At 60.8% G+C, this 26,041-nt stretch carries 26 protein-coding genes and 4 pseudogenes; 23 read left to right on the top strand and 7 right to left on the bottom strand.

Going from position 1 to position 26,041, the window contains the following annotated elements; genetic code table 11:
- Positions 1–16 precede the first annotated feature (16 nt).
- From P6U27_RS26530 to P6U27_RS26485, 10 genes and pseudogenes are all read left to right on the top strand, one after another.
- Positions 17–988 carry an ABC transporter substrate-binding protein gene (locus P6U27_RS26530; protein ID WP_122404621.1) on the top strand — a complete coding sequence of 324 codons (972 nt, stop codon included), beginning with the start codon at positions 17–19 and terminating at the stop codon, positions 986–988.
- Complete coding sequence (locus P6U27_RS26525) at positions 985–1,968, top strand: ABC transporter substrate-binding protein (protein WP_129144363.1); 984 nt, start codon at positions 985–987, stop codon at positions 1,966–1,968. Before P6U27_RS26530 ends, P6U27_RS26525 begins: the two co-directional genes overlap by 4 nt.
- On the top strand, positions 1,965–2,948 hold the full coding sequence (locus P6U27_RS26520) for an ABC transporter substrate-binding protein (protein WP_122404620.1): 984 nt from the start codon (positions 1,965–1,967) through the stop codon (positions 2,946–2,948). The genes P6U27_RS26525 and P6U27_RS26520 overlap by 4 nt, the downstream gene beginning before the upstream one ends.
- Positions 2,945–3,907 carry an ABC transporter substrate-binding protein gene (locus P6U27_RS26515; protein ID WP_209296318.1) on the top strand — a complete coding sequence of 321 codons (963 nt, stop codon included), beginning with the start codon at positions 2,945–2,947 and terminating at the stop codon, positions 3,905–3,907. Before P6U27_RS26520 ends, P6U27_RS26515 begins: the two co-directional genes overlap by 4 nt.
- A gap of 46 nt (positions 3,908–3,953) precedes the next feature.
- Positions 3,954–4,937, top strand: a complete 984-nt coding sequence (locus tag P6U27_RS26510; protein ID WP_122404618.1) for an ABC transporter substrate-binding protein — start codon at positions 3,954–3,956, stop codon at positions 4,935–4,937.
- Between the two features lie 8 nt (positions 4,938–4,945).
- Entirely contained in the window at positions 4,946–5,464 is a 519-nt protein-coding gene (locus tag P6U27_RS26505; RefSeq protein ID WP_407192815.1) for an ABC transporter substrate binding protein, read from the top strand.
- Positions 5,346–5,906 (top strand): ABC transporter substrate binding protein, encoded by a 561-nt coding sequence (locus tag P6U27_RS26500; protein ID WP_407192814.1) that lies wholly within the window; start codon positions 5,346–5,348, stop codon positions 5,904–5,906. The genes P6U27_RS26505 and P6U27_RS26500 overlap by 119 nt, the downstream gene beginning before the upstream one ends.
- 151 nt (positions 5,907–6,057) lie before the next feature.
- Positions 6,058–7,050, top strand: coding sequence for an ABC transporter substrate-binding protein (locus P6U27_RS26495; protein ID WP_122404616.1), 993 nt, complete (start codon positions 6,058–6,060; stop codon positions 7,048–7,050).
- A gap of 86 nt (positions 7,051–7,136) precedes the next feature.
- Positions 7,137–7,422, top strand: a pseudogene (locus P6U27_RS26490) (transposase); the annotation flags it as partial.
- Positions 7,423–7,763: 341 nt separating this feature from the next.
- Positions 7,764–7,820 (top strand): annotated as a pseudogene (locus tag P6U27_RS26485) (hypothetical protein); the annotation flags it as partial.
- A 59-nt stretch (positions 7,821–7,879) separates the two neighbouring features.
- Here P6U27_RS26485 and P6U27_RS26480 read toward each other — a convergent pair.
- Entirely contained in the window at positions 7,880–8,392 is a 513-nt protein-coding gene (locus tag P6U27_RS26480) for a lipocalin-like domain-containing protein (RefSeq protein ID WP_160118862.1), read from the bottom strand.
- A gap of 208 nt (positions 8,393–8,600) precedes the next feature.
- Between P6U27_RS26480 and P6U27_RS26475 the strand changes: the two genes are divergently transcribed.
- The 3 genes from P6U27_RS26475 (at position 8,601) to P6U27_RS26465 (ending at position 11,868) form a co-directional block, all read left to right on the top strand.
- On the top strand, positions 8,601–9,578 hold the full coding sequence (locus P6U27_RS26475) for an ABC transporter substrate-binding protein (RefSeq protein ID WP_209296322.1): 978 nt from the start codon (positions 8,601–8,603) through the stop codon (positions 9,576–9,578).
- A 297-nt stretch (positions 9,579–9,875) separates the two neighbouring features.
- Positions 9,876–10,847: an ABC transporter substrate-binding protein gene (locus P6U27_RS26470; RefSeq protein ID WP_209296323.1), complete on the top strand. Its 972-nt coding sequence runs from the start codon at positions 9,876–9,878 to the stop codon at positions 10,845–10,847.
- 49 nt (positions 10,848–10,896) lie between these two features.
- The gene (locus P6U27_RS26465) at positions 10,897–11,868 is read left to right on the top strand and encodes an ABC transporter substrate-binding protein (RefSeq protein ID WP_122404611.1); all 972 of its coding nucleotides are present in this window, start codon (positions 10,897–10,899) and stop codon (positions 11,866–11,868) included.
- A gap of 140 nt (positions 11,869–12,008) precedes the next feature.
- On the opposite strand, the gene P6U27_RS26460 is transcribed toward P6U27_RS26465, so the two are convergent.
- Together P6U27_RS26460 and P6U27_RS26455 are read right to left on the bottom strand one after the other, a co-directional pair.
- A complete protein-coding gene (locus tag P6U27_RS26460; protein WP_209296324.1) occupies positions 12,009–13,202 on the bottom strand; it encodes a site-specific integrase in 1,194 nt (397 codons plus the stop codon).
- 692 nt (positions 13,203–13,894) lie between these two features.
- A complete protein-coding gene (locus tag P6U27_RS26455) occupies positions 13,895–14,821 on the bottom strand; it encodes a Ku protein (RefSeq protein WP_122404608.1) in 927 nt (308 codons plus the stop codon).
- Positions 14,822–14,961: 140 nt separating this feature from the next.
- Here P6U27_RS26455 and P6U27_RS26450 point away from each other — a divergent pair, with 140 nt between their 5' ends.
- The 4 genes and pseudogenes from P6U27_RS26450 (at position 14,962) to P6U27_RS26435 (ending at position 17,526) form a co-directional block, all read left to right on the top strand.
- Entirely contained in the window at positions 14,962–15,360 is a 399-nt protein-coding gene (locus P6U27_RS26450) for a hypothetical protein (RefSeq protein ID WP_122404607.1), read from the top strand.
- Positions 15,361–15,393: 33 nt separating this feature from the next.
- Positions 15,394–15,843, top strand: a complete 450-nt coding sequence (locus tag P6U27_RS26445) for a hypothetical protein (RefSeq protein ID WP_209296325.1) — start codon at positions 15,394–15,396, stop codon at positions 15,841–15,843.
- A 2-nt stretch (positions 15,844–15,845) separates the two neighbouring features.
- Entirely contained in the window at positions 15,846–16,574 is a 729-nt protein-coding gene (locus tag P6U27_RS26440; RefSeq protein ID WP_122406801.1) for an SOS response-associated peptidase, read from the top strand.
- A 690-nt stretch (positions 16,575–17,264) separates the two neighbouring features.
- A pseudogene (locus tag P6U27_RS26435) lies at positions 17,265–17,526 on the top strand (hypothetical protein).
- Positions 17,527–17,529: 3 nt separating this feature from the next.
- Here P6U27_RS26435 and P6U27_RS26430 read toward each other — a convergent pair.
- Positions 17,530–17,715 (bottom strand): DUF3606 domain-containing protein, encoded by a 186-nt coding sequence (locus P6U27_RS26430; RefSeq protein ID WP_122406800.1) that lies wholly within the window; start codon positions 17,713–17,715, stop codon positions 17,530–17,532.
- Between the two features lie 115 nt (positions 17,716–17,830).
- On the opposite strand from P6U27_RS26430, the gene ligD (P6U27_RS26425) reads away from it, so the two are divergent.
- The 5 genes and pseudogenes from ligD (P6U27_RS26425) (at position 17,831) to ligD (P6U27_RS26405) (ending at position 22,283) form a co-directional block, all read left to right on the top strand.
- Positions 17,831–18,748: a non-homologous end-joining DNA ligase gene (gene ligD, locus P6U27_RS26425; RefSeq protein ID WP_122404605.1), complete on the top strand. Its 918-nt coding sequence runs from the start codon at positions 17,831–17,833 to the stop codon at positions 18,746–18,748.
- 9 nt (positions 18,749–18,757) lie between these two features.
- Positions 18,758–19,081 (top strand): hypothetical protein, encoded by a 324-nt coding sequence (locus tag P6U27_RS26420; protein ID WP_312016224.1) that lies wholly within the window; start codon positions 18,758–18,760, stop codon positions 19,079–19,081.
- Positions 19,082–20,761, top strand: a complete 1,680-nt coding sequence (locus P6U27_RS26415) for a DNA polymerase/3'-5' exonuclease PolX (protein ID WP_122404603.1) — start codon at positions 19,082–19,084, stop codon at positions 20,759–20,761. It begins immediately after the preceding gene.
- A complete protein-coding gene (locus tag P6U27_RS26410) occupies positions 20,761–21,324 on the top strand; it encodes an MOSC domain-containing protein (protein WP_209296327.1) in 564 nt (187 codons plus the stop codon). The genes P6U27_RS26415 and P6U27_RS26410 overlap by 1 nt, the downstream gene beginning before the upstream one ends.
- A gap of 12 nt (positions 21,325–21,336) precedes the next feature.
- Positions 21,337–22,283: pseudogene (ligD, locus tag P6U27_RS26405) on the top strand (non-homologous end-joining DNA ligase).
- A gap of 31 nt (positions 22,284–22,314) precedes the next feature.
- On the opposite strand, the gene P6U27_RS26400 reads toward ligD (P6U27_RS26405), so the two are convergent.
- Positions 22,315–23,139 (bottom strand): ribonuclease HII, encoded by an 825-nt coding sequence (locus P6U27_RS26400; RefSeq protein ID WP_122404601.1) that lies wholly within the window; start codon positions 23,137–23,139, stop codon positions 22,315–22,317.
- A 234-nt stretch (positions 23,140–23,373) separates the two neighbouring features.
- On the opposite strand from P6U27_RS26400, the gene P6U27_RS26395 reads away from it, so the two are divergent.
- A complete protein-coding gene (locus P6U27_RS26395; RefSeq protein WP_209296328.1) occupies positions 23,374–24,486 on the top strand; it encodes a DNA topoisomerase IB in 1,113 nt (370 codons plus the stop codon).
- Between the two features lie 257 nt (positions 24,487–24,743).
- Here the strand turns inward: P6U27_RS26395 and P6U27_RS26390 are convergent, their stop codons facing one another.
- Positions 24,744–25,331: a ZIP family metal transporter gene (locus tag P6U27_RS26390; protein ID WP_244607723.1), complete on the bottom strand. Its 588-nt coding sequence runs from the start codon at positions 25,329–25,331 to the stop codon at positions 24,744–24,746.
- A 208-nt stretch (positions 25,332–25,539) separates the two neighbouring features.
- Positions 25,540–25,983 carry an RNA polymerase sigma factor region1.1 domain-containing protein gene (locus P6U27_RS26385; RefSeq protein ID WP_160118861.1) on the bottom strand — a complete coding sequence of 148 codons (444 nt, stop codon included), beginning with the start codon at positions 25,981–25,983 and terminating at the stop codon, positions 25,540–25,542.
- Positions 25,984–26,041: the final 58 nt, after the last annotated feature.

The following is a 26,041-nucleotide window of genomic DNA, read 5'->3' as shown; positions in this document are numbered from 1 at the left end:
GAAATGGAGAGTGGCAATGAAGCGACGCGAATTCCTTTCTCTGGCCGGTGGGGCATTGGCGTGGCCTTTGGCGGCACGCGCGCAGCCAGCGAAGCGAATCGCCCGCATCGGCCTTTTCCTCGTCCCGCCGCGAAATTTGGAGGTAGAAGCCTTTCTCGCCGGACTTCGTGATCTCGGTTGGGTTGAGGGCGATAACATTCATGTCGAATATCGAGATGCCGGCGGTGATAACGACCGTCTGCCGGCGCTGGCGGCTGAACTGGTCGCCCTCGATGTCGACGTTCTCGTGACAGCTACCTTTCAGGGGATTCTTGCCGCTCACCGTGCGACGGCAAAGATTCCCACTGTGATGATCACGGGCCCCGATCTGGTGACCTTGGGCCTTGCAGCTAGCATGGCTCATCCCGGGGGCAACATAACGGGACAAACCTTCTTCGTGACAGAACTGGCTGCCAAGCGTTTGGAGATTCTTGCGAGCCTTGCGCCCTCGATGACCCGCGCAGGGGTGCTTTTGCAACGAGGGAACCCCCTGAACGAAAGTACAATGAGCGCGATGACAACCGCAGCGCAGGCGATGAAGATAGAGCTGCGACCGATCGAGGTTGCCATCCCCGGCGACATCGAAAGCGCGTTGTCAGCCGTGAGCTCCACTCCTATAGACGGCCTCGCGATCACGGAGGCCAATGCGTTTGTCACCAACGCTTCCCTGATTGCTGCGATTGTCGACAAATGCCGCGTGCCGTCGATTGGCGCACCCGTTCTAGCCACCCGCGGCGCCGTGCCGGTGGGCTACGGTGTGGACTTCACCGCCATGTTTCGCCGCAGCGCTGTTTTCGTCAACAAGATATTGAAGGGCGAAAATCCGGCCGACATCCCGATCGAGCAACCGACGGCGCTCAAGACCGTCATCAACCTGAAGACCGCGAAGTCGCTCGGCTTCGAGATCCCGCCGGCGGTGTTGCTGCGCGCCGACGAGGTGATCGAATGAGGCGGCGGGCGTTCATCGCGCTTTTTGGGGCGACGGCGGCTGCATGGCCGCCGAAGGCGCGGGCGCAACAGCCGGTGCTGGTGGTGGGCTATCTCGGCAGCGCATCACCAATGGCTTGGGCGGCACGGCTGAAGGCCTTCAATCAAGGACTGAGCGAAGCCGGCTTCGACGACGGACGCAATATTGCAGTCGAATATCGGTGGGCAGAGGGCAATATCGATCGATTGCCGCAACTTGCGAACGAACTCGTTGGGCGCAACGTCGCGGTACTTGTCACGCCGGGCAGTGCGCCAGCCGCACTTGCCGCCAAGGCGGCGACCACAACGATCCCCATCGTCTTTGAGACAGGTGCTGATCCGGTCGAAGCCGGTATCGTGACAAACCTGAGGCACCCCGGCGGCAATATTACCGGCGTTGCGGCCCTGACGTTTGAGACCGGTCCCAAGCGGCTCGCGATCCTTCATGAGTTGCTGCCGTCGGCCGAACTGATTGCCGTGCTGGTGAATCCGGCTGCGGGCGAGGTGGTTGGAAGGCAGGTTAAGGACTTGCAGGCAACCGCTCTTCAACTCGGACTTCAACTTGTCATTCTGCGGGCGAGTAATGATCGCGAACTCGAAGCGGCATTCGTGAAAGCAAAGGAGATGCGCGTTAGCGCCTTGGTCATTGCGGCCGATCCTTTTGCCAACAGCCGTATCAAGGATATCGCGGACCAGGCGCTGAAAGCCGCCCTGCCGTCGATCTTCGTGAACCCGCAATTTACCGCACTCGGCGGGTTAATGAGCTATAGCGGGACCATCATCGAAACACACTATCTCGCAGGCGGTTATGTGGGACGGATATTGAAAGGCGAGAAGCCCGGCGAGCTGCCGGTGATTCAGGGCACCAAAGTCGAGTTGATCGTGAACCTCAGAACCGCCAAAGCGCTGGGTATCGACGTTCCGATCTCGCTGCTCGCCCGTGCTGACCAGGTGATCGAATGAAGAGGCGCGAGTTCATTGGTTTGATTGGCGGTGCGTCGGTCACTTGGCCTCTTGTCCGGCCTCTGGCCGCGCATGCGCAGCAGGTGCCGATCATCGGCCTGCTCGGCGCCAACAGTTCATCGTCGCAGGGCAAATGGACCGAAGCGTTCGTGCAGCGGCTGCGCGAAGTAGGATGGATTGAGGGAAGCACCGTCGCAATCCATGCGCGTTGGGCGGAAGGCCAAAGCGAGCGCTATGCCGAGATTGCCGCAGAGTTCGTCCGAATGAAGGTCAGTATCATCGTGACGTCGGGAGGCTCGGCGGTGATGGCGGCCAAGCGGTCGACCACGGATATACCGATCGTCTTTGCCACGGCGGGAGATCCGGTCGTCAACGGTCTCGTCGCGAGCCTGGCGCGGCCCGGCGGCAACGCCACGGGCCTTTCGATTCAGTCGCCGGAACTCGCTGGCAAGCGGCTCGAACTGTTGCGGGAGGTTATCCCTGGTCTCCGCAGGTTGGCGTTCATGATCAATGTCGATAGTCCCGTCGCATTGCCGGAGGATGGCGGAGTCAAAGCTGCGGCCAGCGCGCTTGGTCTTGAAGTTGACAGGTTGGAGATTCGGCGCCCTGAGGATATTGCCCTGGCATTTGCGTCGCTCAAGGACGATGTTGGCGCGCTGTATGTCTTGGCGGAGCCATTGACGACCAGCAACGGCAGCCAGATCGCGGCGTTGTCGCGTGCCGCCCGACTGCCGACGATGTTCGGCAATGAGGCGAACATTCGGGTTGGCGGCCTCATGTCGTATGCGCCGCGCTTCTCGGATCTGTGGCGGCGTGCGGCCGATTATGTCAATAAGATCTTGCGGGGGGCGAAGCCCGGCGACCTGCCGGTCGAACAGCCGACAAAGTTCGATTTGGTCGTCAATCTCAAGACCGCCAAGGCGCTTGGTATTGAACTGCCGCCGACGCTCCTCGCGCGCGCCGACGAGGTGATCGAATGAAGCGGCGGAAATTCATCGCGCTTTTGGGCGCTACGGCTGCTTGGCCTCCGACAGCACGAGCGCAACAAGCGAAGTCACCGCGCGTCGGCGTGCTGATGCTCGGTAATCCCGATCCAGCATTCTTTCTGGGTACATTCCGTGAAGAGCTGCAGAAGCTGGGCTATCTCGAAGGCCAGAACCTGACGTTGGAGTCTCGATCTGCGGGTGGCTTCCCCGAGCGTCTCCCTTCGCTTGCCCGCGAATTGGTGGACCTGAACGTGGATGTGATTGTTGGCTATCAAACCCCATCCGTTGCGGCAGCAAAGCAGGCCACTACCAAAATCCCGATCGTCATGAGCCCCGCGGCCGATCCGATCGCGACCGGTTTTGTCGCCAGTTTTTCGCGCCCGGGCGGCAACATCACCGGCGTGGCATCCGCGACAGGCGAGGTAGCCGGCAAGAATCTGGATTTTATCCGCGAGATATTGCCGACGGTGCGCAAGGTTGCCGTGCTCGGCAATGCCATCGATCCATTTCACCAGCCATTCCTGGAAAGCATCGCGTTGGCCGCGCGGGCACTTCAGTTCGAGATCAAGCCTGTTCTGGTGCGAGGCAGCGACGAATTCGCAACAGCTTTTGGACAAATGGTGACGAGCGGCGCTGGAGCGTTGATCGTTCAGCCAAGCTTGCCGCGCCAGCCGGCCGCCGAGGCGGCGCTCAAGAGCCACCTGCCGCTGTTCGCACCGAGCGATGAATTTACGCGCGCCGGCGGCCTCTTGTCCTATTCGGCCGATATCATGTCCGTCTATCGCAAGGCCGCGATCTTCGTCCACAAAATCGTAAAGGGCGGCAAGCCCTCCGACCTGCCGGTTGAATTTCCAACCAAGTTCCAACTCGTCGTCAACATAAAGACCGCCAGGGCACTCGGCGTTACGCTGCTACCGACGCTTCTCGCTCGTGCCGACGAGGTGATCGAATGATGCGGCGGGATGTTAGTCTATCAGAAGATAGGCATAGGGGAACGAAATGAGGCGACGCGACTTCGTCGGTGTTGTCAGTGGTGGGATGTTGGCATGGTCGTCTGCAACCGGCGCGCAGCAGCCAGCAATGCCGGTGGTCGGGTTTCTCCACGGAGCGTCGCGCAGCTACCTCGAACAATTTCTCGATGCGCTTCGCGCAGGCTTAGGCGAAGCAGGATTTGTCGAGGGACAGAACGTGGCGATCGAATATCGCTGGGCGGAAGGGCATTATGATCGATTATCGGCGTTGGCGGCGGATCTGGTCAACCGTCAGGTGGCGGTGATCATGGCGATGGGGGGAACCGATCCGGCGCGTGCGGCTAGGGCGGCCACATCGACGATTCCAATTGTCTTTGTTAGTGCGGCTGATCCGGTGCAGACCGGTCTCGTTGCCAGCCTCAACCGTCCGGGCGCCAACGTGACCGGCGTTAGCCTGATCGCCTCAGCGCTCGACGCGAAGAAGCTCGGGCTTCTGCACGAACTGGTGCCCAAGGCGTCGGTGATTGCCGGACTGACCAACCCGAAATATCCCGGCGTTAAAGGCCAGATTGAAGAAATCCAGGAGACTGGCAGCAGTCTCGGACTGAAAGCCATTCTGCTTTCCGCAAGCGACGAAGATGAACTTGCCGCCGCGTTTGCCAGCGCCAAACAGCAAGGCGCGGGCGCGATTCTGGTCGCATCAGATCCCTTCTTCAACAGTCATAGCGGACGGCTAGTTGCGCTCGCTGCACAACATTCAATTCCCACGATCTATCCGCAGCGTGAATATATTCTCGGCGGTGGCCTGATCAGCTATGGTCCTGATTTTGCCGATGGCTATCGCAATGGTGGCCTGTATGTCGGCAAGATCCTCAAAGGAGCCAAGCCCGCCGAGCTTCCGGTCGTGCAGCCGGTCAAGTTCGAACTGGTCATCAACCTCAGGACCGCCAAGACAATCGGCCTGGAAGTGCCGCCGACGTTGCTCGCGACCGCAGACGAGTTAGTGGAATGAGGCTTGCCATGAAGCGACGCGATTTCATCGCCTTTGTCGGCGCGGCACTGTCGCGTGCCCTCGATGCGCATGCAGAGCAGGCCAAGTTGCCCGTCATTGGGGTTTTGGGCGCTGGCGCCGAGAAATCCTGGGCGGCTTCGATGTCCGCGTTCCGTCAGCGCCTCGGCGAGTTGGGCTGGATCGACGGCCGCACGGTGACCATCGTCATAAGGTGGGCCGAGGGAAGAAGTGATCGGTACGCGGAGATCGCGGCCGAGTTCGCCCAGGCAAATGTTGACGTTATCTTGACCGCGGGAAGCGCTATTCCGGCGCTCAAGCAGACGACCTCGAAGATCCCGATCGTATTTGCAGTTGCCGTGGATCCCTTGGCAAGCGGCTTTGTTGCGAGTCTGTCACGACCTGGAGGAAATGTTACGGGATTGTCGCTACAGTCAAATGAGATGGTTTCCAAGCGTGTTGGGCTCCTTCGTGAGATCATCCCTTCTCTTGCGGCTGGCCAATGGGGGATACCTCAGTGCAGCGCATGAGACTGCTACGGCTGAAGCGGCTGCGCGCCAGCTTGGACTCGAAGTTGATATCCTAGATATCAGATCCGCAGGTGATCTTGCTCCAGCGATTGAAGCGATGAGGGACAAGACCAAGGCGCTCTACGTTTGCCAGGACTCTTTCGTCGTTGCCAATCTGGTCCGCATCAACGGCCTGGCGCGGGAGTCTGGAATAGCTACGATGTGGGGTGCGAGGGCATTCTGCAAGGCAGACGGGTTCATTTCCTACGGCGCAGACGAGGCCGACTTGTTCCGCCGGGCTGGCGACTATGTCGACAAGATACTCAAGGGCACCAAGCCGGCAGATATTCCAGTCGAGCAGCCGACCAAAATTGAGCTGGTTTTGAATTTAGCGACAGCCAAGGTCTTGAATCTCACCATTCCACCAAGCGTGCTGGCGCTGGCCAACGAAGTGTTCGAGTAATGTCGTCAAAGCACGAAGCGCAAGACACAGAAGATGCCATTTGGGGCAGGACGGTCGTTTATCCGAGGAACGCCACGCGGGAGGCGGATATCCAGCGCCTTCGAGGCCCCTACCGTTTAGTAGGGCTTCTCCAGTACGATGAGGCCTTAGGATGAAGGACATGAGACGACGCCATCTGCTGGGGATTTTGGGCGGTGCGGCCATTTGGCCGATCACGACGCGTGCGCAGCAGAGCGCGCAACAGCGCCTGATTGGTGTGCTCTCACAAGGATCAGCCCATACCCATCCAACTCCGCCGTTTCGAGCGTTTCTCGAGAGACTGCAGCAAAAAGGCTGGGAAGTGGGTCGCAATCTGAGCATCGAGTGGCGATTCTCCGAAGGAAGTACTGAGCCCTTGCCGCGCCTTGCTCGTGAACTTGTGGAAACTCCTGTCGAATTGATCGTGACAGCGCCGACCGAACCCACGCTTGCGGCCAAACAAGCGACTTCAAATATCCCTATCGTGTTTTTGCAGGTAGCGGATCCGGTGCAATCTCGCATTGTCACCAATTTGGCGCGTCCCGATGCCAACGTAACCGGAATGAGCGTTTTCGCTCCTGACATCGCCGGCAAGCGGCTGGCGTTGATCAAGGAGGCACTCCCCAGCACCAAGCTTTTGTCGGTCCTTTGGAACAAGCCGAGCAAGGGTGCTGTATTGGTCCGTGACGAGATTTTCACAGCAGGCGTTCAGTTGGGCATCGAAATTCAGGACATCGGTATTGATAGCGCTTCGGAAATTGACGGTGCTCTACGCAAAGCGGTCAGCACGCACGCGGCCGCCGTCGTAGTTATTGATGATCCGGTAATGCAGAGCCGCGTAGAAGCGGTGGTCCAGATTGCGTTGGGCTTGAAGCTGCCGTTGGTTTCTCAATCGGCCGGGTACGCAAATAGCGGCGGCCTCATGTCCTATGGGCCCGACTTCAATGAGGTCTATCGGAACGGCGCCGAGTACGTGGACCGGATACTGCGTGGCGCCAAACCAGGCGACTTACCCGTCCAGCAGCCAGAAAAATTCAAGCTCCTTCTAAATCTCAAAACCGCGAAGACGCTCGAGATCGAGTTTCCTCCACAATTTCTTGCCCGCGCCGATGAGGTGATCGAATAGTCCCCACTCACGGCAGCAATTGACCCTCGCTGTGTGAAACGGCGAGCGGCTGTTATGATTCCCTGTTCTTCTTTTTGGAGGAATTGATTTGGCGCTTCGTTGAAGAGGCGGATCGTGGGCAGCGGACGCTGTTGCCTTAATGCCTCGATGACTTCATTGGCGAGTAACCAAGTTTGCGTGATCGACGTATTTGTCGATGCGCTCAGTTTGGCTGAGATGGGCTTTGCCGGTGCGGAGCCGGCGGCGACCGGTCGGCCATCGTACCATCCCTCGGTTCTCCTTAAGCTTTACATTTCAGGCTATCTGAACCGAGTGCAGTCGAGCCGGCGGCTGGAACGCGAGGCCGGGCGCCATGTCGAGGGCTGCTGGGTCGGCTTGCTCGCGACCACAAGACGATTGCGACTTCGCAAGGACGATGAGGTGACGAACAGCGGCTCAGATCGGGCACAACTTGCCAATATGGCTATGCAGGCGAGGCTGTTCTGAAAACTGAGACGCTCAAGGCCGTCGCCGATCGCGGCTACTTCAGCAGCCCGGACATCCTGGCCTGCCACCAGGCGTCACGGTAACTCTGCCCGAGCCAATGACTTCGGGCGCCAAGTCGGAGGACGCTTCGGCAAGCAGGATTCGGCTATTTGCCTGAGGAAGACATCTATCTTTGTCCAGCCGGGGAGCGATTGCCGTATCGCTACACAAACGAAGAAGCCGACAAGATGCTGCGGCGCTACTGGACCAACGCCTGTAATAACTGTTCAATCAAGGCCCAGTGCATGCCCGACCAAGACCCAGAGCGGACTTCGTCTTTCCGAGCTGAATTGAATCTTTTGTCTCAGATCGCCTTTTTCCAAACCAATCGGTTGAAAGTTGTTTTGCCGCTGCCATCGTCTCTAGGCGGAGTCACCAGTGACAACGTGTCTTCATTTATAGAGACATCTCGCTTGAGAATGGTCCCCGTTTCGTAGGGGAGGAGCGAATTGACAACGCGATGTGTGACGACACGTGCTGCTTCGTCTACTTCAAACGTGCCATAATAGGCATAGTATTCATCAAACCAAACCGCACGATCTGCGGCCGAAAGCTTATAGAAGTCGGCGTGAGAAATCTCACCCGCTGGCGCACCTGCTATCTGCACGCTCATCCAGCCGTTTTCGTTGTAATTGATCATCCCCTTGATGGGAGGATGCCTGCCAAACCAAGGAACAGTCTCGTTTCCCTTCACCGTTACCGCCTCGGTGAGTGACCACATTCCGATCAGTCGAGAGCGTAGCGAAAGCTGCTCTGCAGTCGCACGGGAAGCAACCAAAACCCCGAGTGAAGAAATGAGCAAAGTTCGGCGGTCCATCCGGGCCTCCCACATATCCGCAAAATTTGGCAGGTCTGCAATCCGTCTTGTTGTCATGGCAATCAAAGATAAATCATATAAAGCTTAGCTGACCGCAGGCATTCGATCAACTCTACTTCTGATTTAGGCCCGGAGAGGACATCGCGCGCCTTGGAGCTGAGCCGAGAAATCCGTATGCTTGGATCGACGCATTAGGCGCGGATGAGCAATGAAGCGGCGGCGGTTTGTTCTGGGACTTTCAACGTCAGTTATTTTGCCCACGCTTGCCAAGGCACAGCAGCGCAAAAGAAGGCCACGTCTCGGCGCTCTGATTACGATTGGCTCGGAGGCACAGGATCGGATTGCTGCATTGAATAGAGGGCTACGCGTACGCGGATGGACAGACGGGGAGAACCTCGAAATCGAGTATCATTGGGCAGATGGCAGCAAGCAGCGGATCGCGGAGATCGCGAACGTCTTGGTCAACTCTCGACCCGATCTCATTCTGGCCCATAGCTCGCCTTCGGTCCCTCCTCTTTTGCGCTTAACGCAAGACATTCCAATCGTTTTTGTTCAGGTCTCTGATCCGGTGGGACAAGGGTTCGTGAAAAATCTAACGCGACCCGGAGGCAATGTAACCGGGTTCGCCGCGTTCGAGTTTTCGGTCGCGGGAAAATGGGTCGAATTGCTTAAGGAGCTATCGCCGAACGTCGATAGGATCGGGATCCTCTACAATCCTACAACCACGCCATATGATCAGTATGTCGTGCACGGGAAGGCGGCGGCCGACGCTCTTGGGATCCCTCTAACGCAGGTTGAGGTGCGCGATAGAGGGGAAATCAATCAGATCCTTGGCAAGTTTGGCGAGCGTCCGGGCGGAGGCTTGGTCTTGCTTCCTGATCCATTCACATCGATCCATCGCGAAGCGATTGTCGATACCGCTGCGCGTCTTGGCGTATCGGCGATCTATCCTTATCGAGCCTACGTAGATTCAGGCGGATTGTGCTCGTATAGCTACGATGTGTCGGACCTGTTCTTCAGGTCCGCTACCTACGTCGACCGTATCCTGCGAGGCGAAAAGGCCGGAGACCTGCCAGTCCAGCTCGTGACGCGCTATCAACTTGTATTTAATCTCAAGACTGCAAAGAGGATGGGCCTTACGCTGCCGCCAACGCTACTCGCCCGCGCCGACGAGGTAATTGAGTAGAGACGCTTTGCCCAGCTCAAGCGCCTCTTGTTGGCCCATCTGCGAAGTTAAACCGCGTTCGACGGAAGTCCGCTCATCGCGGCAGGGCGGACTAGATTTGCTCAACTTGAGCTCTTCGCGTTTTGACCCGGTGCTGCCGAAATGCGATGATGCAGCAAACGGGCAGTTGTCGGGGGTACACCAGTGGCGCTAGCCGATCCGGGAGGACGGCACGTCACCCGGAACGGCCATGGCTGCCTTGGACCTATGTCGAAAATTGCCTATTCTCCACCCGAGGATATGCGATTGAGATTGGCAATGAAACGACGGGAACTCATTATTCTGGTTGGTGGGGCATTGGCGTGGCCTTTGGTGGCACGCGCTCAGCAAGGTAAGCGAATCGCTCGGATCGGCCTCTTCCTCCCACCGCTGCGAAATTTGGAGGTAGAAGCTTTCCTCGCGGGGCTTCGCGATCTCGGCTGGGTTGAGGGCGAGAACGTTCATGTCGAATATCGGGATGCCGACGGCGATAACGACCGGCTGCCCGCGCTGGCGACTGAACTGGTCGCCCTCGATGTCGACGTTCTCGTGACGGCTACAACTCCGGGGATTCTTGCTGCTCACCGGGCGACCACAAGGATTCCGACCGTAATGATCGTGGGTCCAGATCTGGTGACCTTGGGACTTGCAGCCAGCATGGCTCATCCGGGTGGCAACATAACGGGACAAACTCAATTCGTTACAGAAATAGCTGCCAAACGTTTAGAGATTCTCGCGAGTCTGGCCCCCTCGATGACCCGGGCAGGGGTGCTCCTGCAACGAGGGAACCCCCTCAACCATAGTGCAATGAGCGCCGTTGCGGCTGCAGCGCAGGCGTTGAAGGTTGAACTGCGACCGATCGAGGTCGACGTTCCCGGCACCCTGGAAAGCGCGCTGTCGGCCGTCGGCTCCACTTCCATGGACGGCCTCCTGATTACGGAAGCCAATGTGTTTGTAACCAACTCTTCCTTAGTCGCCGCGGTCGTTGACAAATGCCGTGTGCCATCGATTGCCGCGCCAATTCTCGCGTCTCGGGGGGCCGTCCCGGTGGGTTACGGGGTGGACTTCACCGCAATGTTTCGCCGCAGCGCTGTTTTCGTCGACAAGATATTGAAAGGCGCTAATCCGGCCGATATCCCGATCGAGCAACCGACAAAGCTCAAGACGGTCGTCAACCTGAAGACCGCGAAGATGCTCGGTTTCGAGATATCGCCGGCCGTACTACTGCGCGCCGACGAGATGATCGAATGAGCCAGCCGACTTCCGCTGGGGTGTCGGCTCCGGCCCAGTAGGGATAGTCATGAAGCGACGCGAGTTCATCGGATTGATCGGCGGCGCGTCGGTCACGTGGCCTGTTGCTGTGCGCGCGCAGGAACTGCCTATCATCGGGCTGCTCGGTGCCAATAGTTCATCGACGCAAGCCTCATGGACAGAAGCGTTCGTGGAGCGGCTGCATGAACTTGGCTGGATCGCGGGAAGTACCGTCGCAATCGAAGCTCGTTGGGCGGAAGGACGAAGCGAGCGCTATGTCGAAATAGCGGCAGAGTTCGTTCGGATGAAGGTTGCTGTCATCGTTACATCCGGGGGTTCAGCGGTGCTTGCGGCTAAGCGATCAACCTCAGACATTCCAATCATCTTCGCCACGGCGGGCGATCCGGTTGCCAATGGCCTCGTCGCGAGCCTGGCACGGCCGGGTGGCAACGCTACCGGCCTGTCGATCCAATCACCCGAACTTGCAGGTAAGCGGCTCGAACTTTTGCTCGAGCTTCTACCTGGCCTTCGGCGCTTTGCGTTCATGGTCAATGTTAATAATCCCTCGACACCGGCAGAGGTTTCTGAGGTTCAAGCCGCTGCCAGAAAGCTCGGCCTAGAGATCGACAAGCTCGAAATCCGGCGAGCCGAGGATATCCAACAAGTGCTTGCGAGTCTCAAGGACGACGTGAGTGCACTCTATGTGCAGCCGGAGCCGCTCACGACCAGCAACGGCCCTCAAATCGGAGCCTTGGCCCAGGCCGCGCGGCTTCCGACGATGTACGGGAATGATGCGAACGTCCGGGTTGGCGGCCTCATGTCCTATGCGCCGCGCTTCTCTGATCTATGGCGGCGCGCAGCTGACTATGTTGATAAGATTTTGCGCGGAGCAAAGCCAGCCGACCTGCCAGTCGAACAGCCGACCAAGTTCGATCTGGTCATCAATCTCAAGACCGCCAAAGCACTGGGAATCACGGTGCCCCTCGGACTGCTTGCCCGCGCCGACGAGGTAATCGAATAAAGGCGCCGTATGCTGCGGTGCATGAGTCTCTTATTGGCCCAACTCGGAAGTCCAGCAATGTCCGCTTTTGCGCCGCTGTTTGGGGCGAAGCGGACATCGTCGTGTTATCGGGTCCATCGGTGCGTACCCTACGTAGCGCCTCAATGAGATTTCCGCCTGCGTATCGGCACAGCATTGGCTGCTGTTTTTGGCTCACAATACGCCGCCCAGGCCTCCATAAGCTTCCGGCGCTTGTCCAAAGCGTCGCTGCGCCTGTAAGCCTGCTCTGCTTTGTCGCCGATGACGTGCGCCAGCGCCGTTTCCACGATTTCGCGGGGGAAGCTCGAAACGTTGCCGGCCCAATCCCGAAAGCTCGAACGGAAACCGTGAACGGTGACGTCCCCGACCTTCGTCCGGCGCAACATCATGTCCATAGCCATGTTGGACAGAGGCCTGTTGCGCTTCTGCCCAGCAAAGACGAAGTCGCTGGTCTTTAGTTTTTCAAGCTGGCGGAGGATTGCCACGGCGCGCGAGGAAAGGGGGACGCGATGCTGCCTGCCAGCCTTCATTCGTTTCGCCGGCACCGTCCAGGTCTTCTTGTCGAAGTCGATTTCCGACCACAGCATTCCCAAGACCTCGCCCGAACGGGCAGCAGTGAGGATGCAAAATTCCAATGCGAGCGCTGCGGTGGCCTCTCGGAGCCTCAGATCGGCGATGAAGGCAGGCAACTGCTCATAGGCCATTGCCGGGTGATGGCCGCGCGCCAGCTTAGAAGGCTTGGGCAACAGGTGGTCCAGATGGCCCCGCCAGCGAGCCGGGTTCTCACCTTCGCGGAAGCCCTTTGCTTTGGCCGCATCCAGTACCTTCTCGATGCGACCCCGCACTCGTGAGGCGGTTTCGGCCTTGGTGGTCCAGATCGGCTTCAACGCCGCCAGCACGTCGTCGGTGCTGATGGTGTCCACCGGCTTGGCGCGCAAGGATGCCGCGTAGGTTTCGAGCGTCGACTTCCATTGCGCCTTGTGCTTCTCATTGCGGAAGCCCGCCGACAGCGACCCGCGGACGCTATCCGCCATTTCCCCGAACGTGGGGACGCCATCCGAGCGCTTTCGCTCATCGATCGGGTTAAGTCCCCTGGCGATCAGCCTTCTCGCATCAGCAGCCTTCTCGCGGGCATCCACAAGCGGGACATTCACGGCGCTGCCAAGCCCCATCTCCTTCGCTCGACCACGCCAAGTGAAGCGCAGAACCCATTTGCGAGCGCCCGTAGGCCCGACGATCAGATAGAGGTTTCCCCCATCGCTGTATTTGCCCGCCTTCGCCGTTTCGACCTTCCGCGCTGTCAGATTGCCTGCCATCGCCGCCTCCCGTGGTCCCCAAACCGGTCCCCAAACCTAGCACGGCTTGGGACGAACAGGTACGGTCACTTGCGATCAATGGTGAGAGGAGGAGCCTTATTTCGCGGCCTAACTTGAAGCAGTGGCGGCGAGAGGCGAACGTCGGCGAGGCATAGTTCTGCGGACACTCTCCGCCATACAGCCCGAAAAGTCCTTAAATTTCATCACCTCACGAAAGTAGCTGTTTGGCGGCCCATACCCTGGCCCATACTTCCGATCACACGAGCAACGAGCCCTTTGCTTGCGTCTGGCGCCCGGTCGCTAATCATCCATCCCGATTGGACGTCGCAAGCCTCGAGCGTCACCTTCAGCGACGGCGCCGCAATCGCGTGATTGTAGAATTCCAGTGAGAGCTTCCTCGCCATGGACGTCGGCACCCCTCGGTTTGGTCCTAGCGCCAGCGCGCAACCCAGGTGCCGAGTAGGAACGCGACGAAGAGCGAAGACAACGGGGCCTGCACCGTCACCTTGCGCAGCCGTTCGGCCCAGCGCGGCGCCGCATCATTTGAGAGCCGACGCAGCGACCTAGGGTCTCGGCTGACTCGGTCTGGCCGGTCGGCCGCGGTGCGCCAATGGCGTCCTAATCATCGACCAAGCCAGATGCTGTCATCGCTGAACCTTCTTTCATCTCCATGCGGTCCTCCTATTCCGACCTCAGGCTGACTTCCGCTGCGGCTTGGCCGCGGGCTTCTTCGCCGCCGCCTCCTTGGGCTTCTTGCCCTCGATCGGCATCAGCATCTCCTTTTGGCCGCTCGACGCCTTGCGCGGCTTCTTGCCTGATTTTGCCGCCGCTTTAGTCGGCGCGGCCTCTTTGCCGACGGATCGACGGAGCGCTTCCATCAGGTCAACGACGTTGGTCGATGCGGGGCGCTCTTTCGGCGTGATTGGCTTGCCCGCGCGCTTCTGATTGATGAGGTCGATCAGCGCGGTCTCGTAGTGGTCCTCGAACTTTTCGGGCTCGAACCGCCCCGCCTTCTGATTGACGATGTGCCTGGCCAGATCGAGCATGTCTTTGGTGACCTTCACGTCCTGGATCTCGTCGAAATATTCCTGCTCGCTGCGCACCTCATAGGGATAGCGCAGCAGCGTGCCGACAAGACCCTTGTCGAGCGGCTCGAGCGCGATGATGTGCTCGCGGTTGGTCAGCACCACCCGGCCGATTGCGACCTTGTCCATCTCGCGGATGGTCTCGCGAATCACGGCGAAGGCGTCGTGACCCACCTTTCCGTCCGGACGCAGGTAGTACGGGCGGATCAGGTAGCGCGGGTCGATGTCGGGCTTGTCGACGAACTCGTCGATTTCGATGGTGCGCGTGGACTCAAGAGCGATCTCCTCGAGCTCATCTTTGGTGACCTCGATGTACTGGCCCTTGTCCAATTCGTATCCCTTGACGATGTCCTCGTTCGGCACCTCGTCGCCGGTGTCGGCGTCGACCTTCAGGTACTTAATGCGGTGGCCGGTCTGGCGGTTGAGCTGGTTGAAGCTGATCTTCTCTGACTCAGAGGTGGCCGGATAGAGCGCCACCGGGCACGTCACGAGCGACAAACGCAGGAAGCCTTTCCAGTTGGCACGGGGCGCCATGTACGCAGAACTCCGGTTCGAGACGGCCTGGATTCAAGACGAACGGCGGACCATGGTTCCGACAACGGCTGCTTCGCCATAAGGCCCAATTTTTCGGTCCGGGACTCGACTCCTTTGTTCTTGTTATGTTCTAATTGGACATGACCGATCGACCCGCGAGCTGGCGCATGCCGACCCCCAAGCAAATGGAAAAGATGGCAGCTCTCGTCCGCAAAAACGTGTCCCGGGAGCGAGGATTGGCTCCGGGCGATGATCTGCCGCCGGAATACTGGGAGGCCCTTCTGGCTGACCCCCGCGGCGATGCCAAGCCGGCGAGCCCCTCAGGAGGGACGCTGCGCTTGAGCCAAATTCCTCAACATATTCTGAGGGTGGGCTGCCGCCGCTGCGCCAGGGTCGTCGAGATCCAGAAGGCAGATGCCGCCCGTCTCTACGGTCCTGACGCGCTCTGGAAAAACGTCGGACAGCGGCTGTTGGACAATACCTGCACCCAGCGGACGGGGCGCCATGAGGAAGACGGCTGTTGGCCTGCGTTCGAGTAGTCATCACCGGTGCGTCCGGAACTGGATGCTGCCATGGCACCGAAACATCACCCGACTCCCGTCAGCGGCGGCGACCGCAAGGCGCTCACCAAAGAGCTCGGCCGGGCACGTGCGATGACCACGATCCTCGCAGGACAGGCAGCTGAAGCCCGGGCCAAAGGCGAAGCTCTCATCCGTCAAGCCGACAAGTTGCTCTGCGAATCCTGGAATGAGCGCATGTGGGCCGATGGCGGCCCCATCGACCCATCACCGACGGTAGACCAAGCCATTAACGGGGGCTTCGCCTCGCTCGAGATCGAATGCCCGCGATGTAAGACCCGACGGGACGTCGACTTGGCGGCACTGCGTCATCCGCCGACCACATTTGTCCACGACTTGGCCAGCCGGCTCCGCTGCAGCAAATGTGCTAAGGCCGGGCGTCGGCCGTCTGCGACGCTGCTGCAATTGATATCGCGCCCCCGTCTGGCTGCTCCGGAGAGTTGATCGTGTGCAATCTCTACTCGATGACAAAAAACGTCGACGCGATCCGTCGTCTTTTCGGTGCCCTCAACAACCACGTCGGCAACCTGCCATCGATGCCAGGCATTTTTCCCGACTACCCCGCACCGATCGTGCGCAATGGTTCCGAGGGACGCGAGATCGTCATGGCACGCTGGGGCATGCCGAGCTCGCAGCGTGCCCTGATGGACGCGACGAAGAAGCGGGCTGAGAAATTGCAGGCCAAGGGCAAGTCCGTCGATTTCAATGAATTGCTCCGGATGGAGCCGGACGGTGGCACGACGAACATCAGGAATGTCAGCAGCGCTCACTGGAAGCGATGGCTCGGGCTGGAGCATCGTTGCCTGGTGCCATTCACGTCATTTTCCGAGTACGACACGATCGACGGCAAGAAAGTGCCGGTCTGGTTCGCGCCGGACGAGAGCCGCCCCCTGCTCGCGTTCGCAGGGCTCTGGACCAACTGGACCTGCGTTCGGAAGGCTAAAGAGGGCGAGGTGACCTGCGACGCGTTCGGCTTCCTGACCTGCGAGCCCAATGCCGAGGTGAAGCGTGTGCATCCCAAGGCCATGCCGGTGATCCTCACCACCACCGAGGAATACGACGTCTGGATGCGCGCCCCTTGGGACGAAGCCAAGGCGCTGCAGCGGCCGCTTCCGGACGCGGCGCTGAAGATCGTCGCCACCGGCGAGAAGGAAGACAAGGCGCTCGCCGCCTGAGCTTCAGCCGCTGTCATGCAGTCCTTCAGCTTCTCCACCACCGCCGAGCTATCCACCACCTTGCCATCGCGGCTAAGCGGCACGTACGCCGCCTTGCGCCCTTCGACATCTGTCACCTCGATCACTTGCGGCATGGTGTCGGGGTATTCGCCGGCGTGTTCGCGGGTCTCGACACGATAGCCCTCGAAGCGCATGTCGCTTCCGTCCATCGCGGGATCCTGCGGTCGCTTGTCGCGAGGCATCGGCGGTAAGTCCGGTTCGACCGAATTCCGGGGCGGAGAGCTCCACGAAGGCGCGCTGCTCTTGAGCAGGCGCCGCAGTTCGTCGACAGCCTCTCCGCCTCTCGCGAGCTCCTCGACCGCGGCGACCACCTGGTCGCGATCGAGCACGTCCAGAAGATCGTTGATGGTCCGCTCGCAGTCCCGCTCCCCCGGTTCCACGTAGCGCCCGAGGATCGCCTGAGCCCGCTCGACGGCTTCCAGTACCTGCTTCTCGGCGCTCATCAAACCCACTCCACGCAACTGACACTTCTCGATTCAATCAAGGCGCAGGCGGCTTGTTCCGAAGCCGTACAGCGGGGAACACGTGGAAAAGCGGCGTCCCCACGATATCGAATCCCAGGGCTGTGGTAGCAGCGCGGAACGCACCGACGCCCTCAAGGATTCGTCGAGGGCACCAGGAGAGAATTCGATGCTGATGTTCAAGGAGCGGAGACCGCCGATCCGGACGCTGCGCCGCTGGGCCATCTCCGTGCTGCAGGAGGCCGGCGCGATCTGCGAGTGCGCGGAGCACGGCTGGATGCAGGACCGCGCAGACCCGCACGCCCGCGAGCGCGCGCTCGATCTCGCCCGCCGGGATCCGCCGCCTGGGCTCCCCGGACGAAGTGCTAGTGGAGGTGCGCGACGTTCTGGACTCGATTGGCGATACTTGTCCCGAATGCCCGCCTGAATAGACCTCAGCGACCCAGACGCTTCTCGACGCGCTTCCTGGAGCTTCCGACCTTCTTTACGGCCTTCTTCACCGCCGAAGCGGAGCGACCCGTCTTCTTGGCTTCGTACCGCACCTCGTAATCCTGCCCGCCGGCCACCCGAGCCCGGTCCTGATTGCGCCCGCGCGCCGTCTTCTTCTTCGCCGTCGCCATCTGATGCTCCCGTTGTAGATCGATGAAGGTCCAACGCGCCATTGGATTCACGGGTTCCGGAACGAATGCTTCTGTGCCAGTTTGAATCACCGTTGGTATTGTGTGGAGCTCGTGAGTGGCGTTGCCGCGAGGAAAACCGGCGATCGGCGTCAAGGCGCCGTTCCCCGGCTTCGTCGAACCGGCCTTGGCATCCTCGATCGAGAAGGTGCCGTCCGGAGCGCGGTGGATTCACGAGATCAAATTCGACGGCTACCGCGTCCAGGTCCACCTGGCGAATCAGGCGATCACGATCTTCACCCGGCGCGGGCACGACTGGACGAAGCGCTTCCGCAAAGCGGCGGACGACGCCTGGCACATCAAGGCCGGATCGGCCATCATCGACGGCGAGATCGTCGTGCCGGCGGCGGACGGCAGCACCGACTTCTCCGTGTTGCAGAACGAGCTCAAGGGCTCCTCGAAGAGCATCGTCCTGGTGGCTTTCGATCTTCTCTACCTGAACGGCCGCGACATCCGGAAGGAGCCGCTGCTTCGCCGTAAGGCCGAGCTCAGGAAGATCATCGCCGGCAGCGACGTGCAATTCAGCGAAAGCTTTGAAATCGACGGGAAGGCGATGTTCGCGCACGCCTGCAAGCTCGGCCTCGAAGGTGTGGTCTCGAAGGTGCGCGACAGCGCCTATGCGAGCGGGCGCGGCAACGCCTGGGTCAAGAAGACGTGCACGCAGCGGGAGACGCTGGCGATCGCCGGCTTCGCCCTCGACGAGGGCAAGTGGGACGGCATCTACCTGGGCCGGCGCAAGGGCGGCGATCTGGTCTACGCGGGCAAGGTTGACCACGGCTTCGACAAGGTCTCCGCCGCCGACCTGCAGAAGCGACTGAAGCCCTTGATCCGGAAGACGCAGCCCTATGCCAAGCGGATCGCGCACAAGGGAATCTGGGTCGAGCCAAAGCTCCTCGCCGAGATCGAGTACCGGGCGAAGTCTGCCGAAGGCAAGGTCCGGCACCCGTTGTTCAAGGGACTGCGCGAAGACCTTTGAGGTGGCCCCGTGCGGCTGAACTATCGGCGGGAACAAGCGTTTACCGACATCATGTCAGACGCATTCGACTATTTCCGAGCCTACGCCATCCGAGCTCTTTGCAAGGCCCGATCGATGCCGCGAGGTAAATTGAAGCGCCTGCAACTGGTGGCGGCACGAATCTATAACCTCCTCAAGAAGGAGGCGGCGTATGGCCCGAACACGCAGCACCTGGAAGACTTCCGGGCAGCGCAGAAACTAGAAAGATCTCTGGATGGTCGCCCGAATGAGCCGGCCCCTCGAACTCGCTTTGCCACAACGAGTCCTCATCGCGCAGAGCAGGAGGTTCATTGAGTGGCCTCCCTCGACGCTCGCGCCGTAGCAAGTCTCCTGCGGGAATATGCGCAGCGCACCGCCTTGGGTGGCGGCAACCCCTACCGTGCAAAAGCCTACTCTCGGGCCGCCGACAGCTTGGCGGCCCTAGCCGTTCCTCTTGACGTGCTCGTCGCCGAAGATCGACTTACTGAGATCCCAGGCGTCGGCGATGCTATTGCCGACATCATCACCAAGGTTCACAAGACGGGCAGTCATCCCAGCCTCGAAAAGCTGCGGAAGGAGATTCCCGCGGGCGTGCTCGAGATGCTCGCCGTGCCCGGCCTTCGTCCGGAGAAGGTGCTGCGCCTGTACAAGGATCTCGGCATCGGCTCGCTCGCGGATTTGGAGGCCGCCGCCAAGGACGATCGCATCAAAAAGGCCAAAGGACTCGGTGCCGCGCTCCAGACCAAGATCCTGCAGAACTTGGCGATCGCCAAAAGCGGAGAAAGCCGCCTGCATCTGCATCGTGCCGCAGCCCTGCTGGCACACGCGAAGGAATCCATCCGGAAGGCCCGGCCCGAGCTCAAGCGGGTGACGATCGCCGGCGATTTCCGTCGGGGCTGCGAGCTCGTCGGCGACCTCGCGATCGTTGCGGAGGCTGCCAAGTCAGACAGGACCGCGATGCCATCGGCCGAAGGGCTGCAAGTCCGAGTGTCCGACCGCAAGCATTTCGGCGCCACCCTTCTCTTCGCCACCGGCTCCCCCGCCCACATCAAGCAGCTACAAGCGTTGGCAGCAGAGAGGGACCTTCGCTTGGACGCTAACGGTCTGCACAAGGGCCGCACGCTGGTCGCCGGCGAGGAGGCCGACATCTACCAGGCTCTCGGACTGCCCTTCATCGATCCCGAGCTCCGGGAGGGCCGCGGCGAGGTCGAGCTGGCTCTGAAGGGCAAGCTGCTGAAGCTCGTCACCGACAAGGACCTGCACGGCATCCTTCACTGCCACACCGATGCCTCCGACGGCACCGAGACGCTCGAGACCATGGCTAAGGCCACGCGCCAGCGGGGCTTTGAGTATTTCGGCGTGGCCGACCATTCCAAGTCCGCCCACTATGCCGGCGGCCTCTCCGTCGAGGGCATCGCGCAGCAGCACCGGGAAGCCGACCGCCTGAACAAGCGGTTCGGCAAGGATTTCCGGATCCTGAAAGGCATCGAGTCCGACATTCTGGCGGACGGCTCGCTCGACTACGAAGACGAGGTGCTTGAACGTTTTGACTTCGTCGTCGCCAGCATCCACGGCCGCTTCAAGCTGGATCGGAAGGCCCAGACGCAGCGACTGCTTCGGGCCGTTTCCAATCCCCACACAACCATCATCGGCCATATGACCGGGCGACAGCTGCAGCGACGGCCGGGCTACGAAATCGACGTGGAGAAGGTGCTGCGGGCCTGCGCCAAGCATGACGTCGTCGTGGAGATCAACGCGCACCCATGGCGTCTCGACCTGGATTGGCGCTGGCACCAGGCCGCCCTCGAACTCGGCTGCATGCTGAGCATCAATCCGGACGCGCACTCGATCTCCGAGCTCGACCACATGCACTGGGGCGTCGTGATGGCCCGCAAGGGCGGTGTCCCTGCCGAACGGGTCCTGAACGCGATGCCGCTTGCGGAGATCACGCGCTATCTGCGCCAGAAGCGGCGCTCGCTCGCCCGCGCCGCCTGATGCCGCTCGGGCACGATATGGCGCTCGAGGGGACAGTCGTGGCGGTCGCCGCCGACCGTGGGCACCATTTCAGCAAACCGATCCAGGACCGCATAGCTCTGGTGGAAGGCTATGGCGTCGAAGGGGACGCCCACGCCGGCGCGTTGGTCAGGCACCGCTCTCTCGCCCGTCGTCAGCCGCACCTTCCCAATCTGCGGCAGGTTCACCTGATCCCATCCGAGCTCTTTGCGACGCTCTCGGGTGCCGGCTTCTCAGTTGCAGCGGGAGAGCTCGGTGAGAACATCACCACCGCCGGCTTGGACCTAGAACGGATGCCGCTCGGGACGCTAATCGAGCTCGGGCCGGCCGCGGTCGTTGAGCTAACCGGCCTCCGGACGCCCTGCGTCCTCATCGACCGCTTCCGAGCCGGCCTTAAGCGGCAGGTGCTCTCGTCGGCGGAAAGGGGCCCTCCATACAAATCCGGTGTGTTGGGCGTGGTACGGACCGGCGGGACGGTCGTGGCTGGCGATGCCGCGCGGGTTCGCCTTCCGCTCTCCTCGTTTCGGGCCTTGCCAGCTCTTTAGAAAGATCCGGTCATGCCCCGAAAATCGACCCTGCCTCACCGCCTGCAGCCCATGCTGGCCACGCTGACCGATTCACCGTTCGACGATCCCAACGGGGTCTTCGAGGACAAATACGATGGTTTCCGCATGGTCGCGGAAATCCGGCGTGGCGGGGTCGCGCTCTACAACCGCAACGGGAAAATCATCAGCCACTCCTATGTCGAGGTCGCGAAAGCCCTTGAGGGCGTGACGGCGGATGCCGTGATCGACGGCGAGCTCGTCGCGATCGGGAAGGACGGCGTATCCCATTTCCAGTTGCTTCAAAATGCCCTGCGCCACGAGGCTAAGCTTTTGTACTGCGCGTTCGACCTGATGTTCGCAAATGGTGAGGACCTGCGCGCGCTGCCGCTCCTCGAGCGCAAGAAGCGGCTCAAGACCATCTTGCCGCGCCACAAGCTGATCGCGTTCAGCAACCACCGCAAGGTAAGGGAACAAAGTTCTTCGCAGAAGCCGAGCAGAGACATCTCGAAGGCATCATGGCCAAGCGCGCCGACAGCCCGTACGCGTCCGGACGCCGGACCGCCGATTGGCTGAAGGTAAAGACCGCGCAGCGGCAGGAGGTCGTGATCGCCGGCTTCACCGCCCCGAGGCGAGCCCGGCCTTTCTTCGGCGCGCTCGTGCTGGCAGTACGCGAAGGGGATGCATGGCGGTACATCGGCCATGTCGGCACCGGCTTCAGCCACCAGGTTCTCGAAGAGCTTCACGGCAAACTCATGAAGCTCCAGACAGCCAAGTCGCCCTTCACTGCAAAGGTAAAGGACGAGCGGGTCACGACCTGGGTGCGTCCTTCGTTGGTCGCAGAAGTGAAGTTCGCGGAGTGGACCAGCAAGGGCGAACTGCGCCAGCCTGTCTATCTCGTCCTGCGCTCCGACAAGAACCCGAAGGACGTCGTTCGCGAAAGGAGCCGGTCGCGAAATTAATGCCGCCCAGACGAAGCGTACGACTGAGAGTTCAGCCGGCGGTGCGCTCGGATGCCGAAGGCCACGGCGGCAGTGACGGTAGCCCGAGAGCCTTACGTACAGGTCCGAACGATCGCCGGTGAGCGGCGCATGCGCCGAGCCTGGCGAGTGCGTCGTAATGAGCCGGCACCGGGTAGCCCTTGTGATCGGCGAAGCCATAGCCGGGGTAACGCAGGTCGAGCGTCCGCATGACTCTGTCCCGCTCGACCTTCGCCAGGATAGAGGCGGCGGCGATGCTGGCGGACTTGGCGTCGCCTTTGATGATGGCCTGCTGAGGGATGTCGATTTCCTTCAACCGCTTCGCATCGATCAGCAAGTGCTGCGGCGTCAACCCCAGTCCCCAGACCGCACGCTGCATAGCTTGGATCCCCGCCCAATAGATATTGATCGCGTCGATCTCCTCGACTTCGACAAACGCCACAGACCAACTCTCTGCTTTTTCCTTGATCTCCTTGGCGAGTTCATCGCGAGCCGCAGCGTCGAGTTTTTTCGAGTCGTCGATGCCGACTATCCGTGTGCCTGGTTTCAGGATCACGGCACCGGCGGAGACCGGCCCGGCGAGAGGGCTCATTCCGGCCTCGTCCACGCCTGCCACGGCATAATGACCGCTTTCCCAGAGAGCGGTCTCGAAGCGGAGCATCTTGCGGAGGCGCTGCCCTTCGGAGCGATTTTCAAAGCGGCGTTTATCGATTGCGGCAAGGATGGCGCGAGCTCCCGCGCGGGTGTCGGCCCGTAAGATCTGCTCGACGTTGGCCTCCAGCGGTCTTCTCTCGATGACATAGCGCTGACGCAATGCATCGAGCGAATATTGGGACATAGCGGCCTCGCACACACTGACTGAGACCGCATGTCGGTGAAGTTTGTGGCGATTGTCTGAAGTCGAGCCATGCCATCTCTCACCGACCGGGTGCTTTACCGAAGGAACCGGCCTTCCGTCGCTGACACCGAGTTACACGTCGCTCCACCGACCTAAAACGGAACCAACCGGCGTCGTCATCCCTTGTGAAAGAGCGGAGCCTCGATGCCGGAGTGCTTCCGAGGGGACCGGCCCATGCTCCGACAGACCAGCAACGAAGACCAGATCCTGGACCGCACCGCCGAGGTCGCGGCGACCATTGCGGAAGAAGGCCTTCGTTACGTCAGCGACTCCACGCCCGGTTACACCCGCAAGCGGACGGGGACTACCTTCAGTTACTACGACAAGGACGGCAAGCGCATTACCGATGCCGCCGTCATCCGGCGCATCAAGTCCATCGGTATCCCGCCGGCCTATGAATCCGTCTGGATCTGCCCTTTGGCGAATGGCCACATCCAGGCGACTGGGCTCGATGCTCGGGGGCGCAAGCAGTACCGCTACCACGCAAAATGGCGTGAGCTGCGCGACCAGAACAAGTACGAACACATCGTCCAGTTCGCAGCCGCGCTGCCCGCGCTGCCCGCGCTGCGCGACCGTGTCGCGGCCGACATGAGGCTGGAAGGGCTACCTCGCGAGAAGGTGCTGGCCACGATCGTCAGTCTTCTGGAGAAGACTTTGATCCGGGTCGGCAATGCCGAGTATGCCGAGAAAAACAAGTCCTACGGGCTCACCACGATGAGACGAAAGCACGTTGCGGTGGGCCGCGGCGTCCTTCGGTTCGACTTCACCGGCAAGTCGGGCAAACAGTGGAAACTCCGCGTCGAGGACAAGCGGATTGCCGCCATCGTGAAGCGCTGCGCGGAGATACCAGGACATGAGCTCTTCAAGTACCTGGACGACGACGGGCAGCCGCGCACTGTGGATTCAGGCGATGTCAATGCCTACATCAAGGACATCACAGGCCAGGACTTCAGCGCAAAGGATTTCCGGACTTGGGCCGGGACGGTTCTGGCGGCGTTGGCGCTGACCGAGTTCATGAAGTACGACAGCCAGGCCGAGGCGAAGCGCAACGTCGTCGCCGCGATCGAGCGCGTCTCCAAGCAGCTCGGCAACACGCCCGCAATCTGCCGCAAGTGCTACGTGCACCCTGAAGTCTTGAACGCCTACATGTCCGGCGACCTGGTGAGGATGATCGAAGCCAAAATCGCGCAGAAGTTCAAGCGGCAGTATGCCAAGCTCACCTCCGACGAGATCATGGTACTGGCATTTCTCCGCAAGCGTCTCGATTCACTAAAGGACTCAGCCTAGGGCTCTCGTCTGAGCGGCAAGGTGCGGCCGGTCATCTGGTCTAATCGATCGACAGCGGAATGATGCCGGACCAGAAGGAATCGCGCCACAACGACGCTGGTGGGGCCGGGACGGACAAAGCCTTCGATGCCGAGCAGTCCCTGATGCTGCGGCGGCGCCCAACCCTGTTCGGTCGCGGCCGCTTCGCTTAAGGCCAGAAAACTTTCGGATCAGCCCTTTCTCCACCTCGCCAACGAAAAGATCGTCGATGTGCGGTTTCACTGGCCCAGATTGGAAAGCGAAAAAGCAACCAAAAGCCCGATCACCACAAGCACGCCCGTGATCTTTTGCTCCACCTCGGTTGCTTCTGGGATCATCGTATTCACCACCATCGTAAGAAGCGCGCCGGCCGCCACCGCGTTTACCGTCGCAGTCAGCTGCGGCGAGGCGCCTTGCAGGAATGCTGCGCCGCAAAGAGAGCTCAGCCCCGACAGAACGGCGATCGTGATCCACAGCGCGAACACATAGGACGCACTCCGTCCGGCGTTGCGCATGCCGACCGCACTAGATAGGCCCTCGGGAAAGTTGGAAAGGAAGATCGCGCCGAGCATCGCGACGCTTACCCCTTTTCCACTCAATAACGAGAGACCGAGCACAACGCTTTCGGGTATGCCATCCAAGAGCGATCCGATCGCAATGGCCATTCCTCCGCCCTTGCCCGCCTGGCGCTGTCGGTTGCCGGACTGCTTGCGGTGATGCGCGCCACGTTTCGAAACGACGTGATCCGTGAAGGCATAGGCGACCGAGCCGACGAGAGCGCCGGCGGCTATCGGCAATATTCCCCCTTCTTGGTAACCGTCCTCCATAGGCCACCGCCGAGATCAAAACGCCGCAGCCGAACGACATGATGCTGGCGGTCAACCACCTGGGCAACGTTGGGAGATAGGCTACGGCGGCCCGACCACCAACGAGGAAGCTCCAAGCAGACCCCAGAGGCCAGCACTTACCCACACCGGCATCACTTGCCTGCTCCGTCATCGTCCAAATGCTTCGGCGAGCCCGTCCGCGGCACGTTCACCAAATCGTCCAGAACAGGATCGCAGCCAATGCGCAGACCACGAGCCCCGCAAGAAGAACGCTAAGCGTCGCCGTCGCCGAGCCGCCGACGTCTTCGCTAGGAAATCGCGTCGCGCCCGCGGGCCCTCTGCTTCCGGCCTGGTGGGACAGCTCTGGCCTCGGCAAGGCTGTCGTCGGAGCACCGCCGGAAGTGGTTCGATGGAGCAACTCCTCCCGCGTTGATGCAGGCCCGACCATCAAGCTCGGGTCGACCAAGACTTCGATGCCTCTTTCCTCGAGGTAAGCGACCGCCCGCGCAACTTCATCGTGGGTCATCCGATCGATCGGAAGCGCCTCCCGAATGTCCCCGATGGTCAGGGCACCTCGAAGCTGGCCCAATGTGGCGAGCTCCCGGAGCGTCGCATCGGGCGATTGTGCATCATTCACCCATCGCAGGTTCATGCTCGATCCCTTCGTCGGAGAGCAGCCCTTAGCGTGCACAACGCGGCTGGTGACGGGT

It is taken from the genome of Bradyrhizobium sp. STM 3566 (genome assembly GCF_045571445.1).
GTDB lineage: Bacteria > Pseudomonadota > Alphaproteobacteria > Rhizobiales > Xanthobacteraceae > Bradyrhizobium > Bradyrhizobium vignae.
Note: the sequence above shows the minus strand (reverse complement) of the source record. Positions and strands in the feature narration are given on the sequence as shown.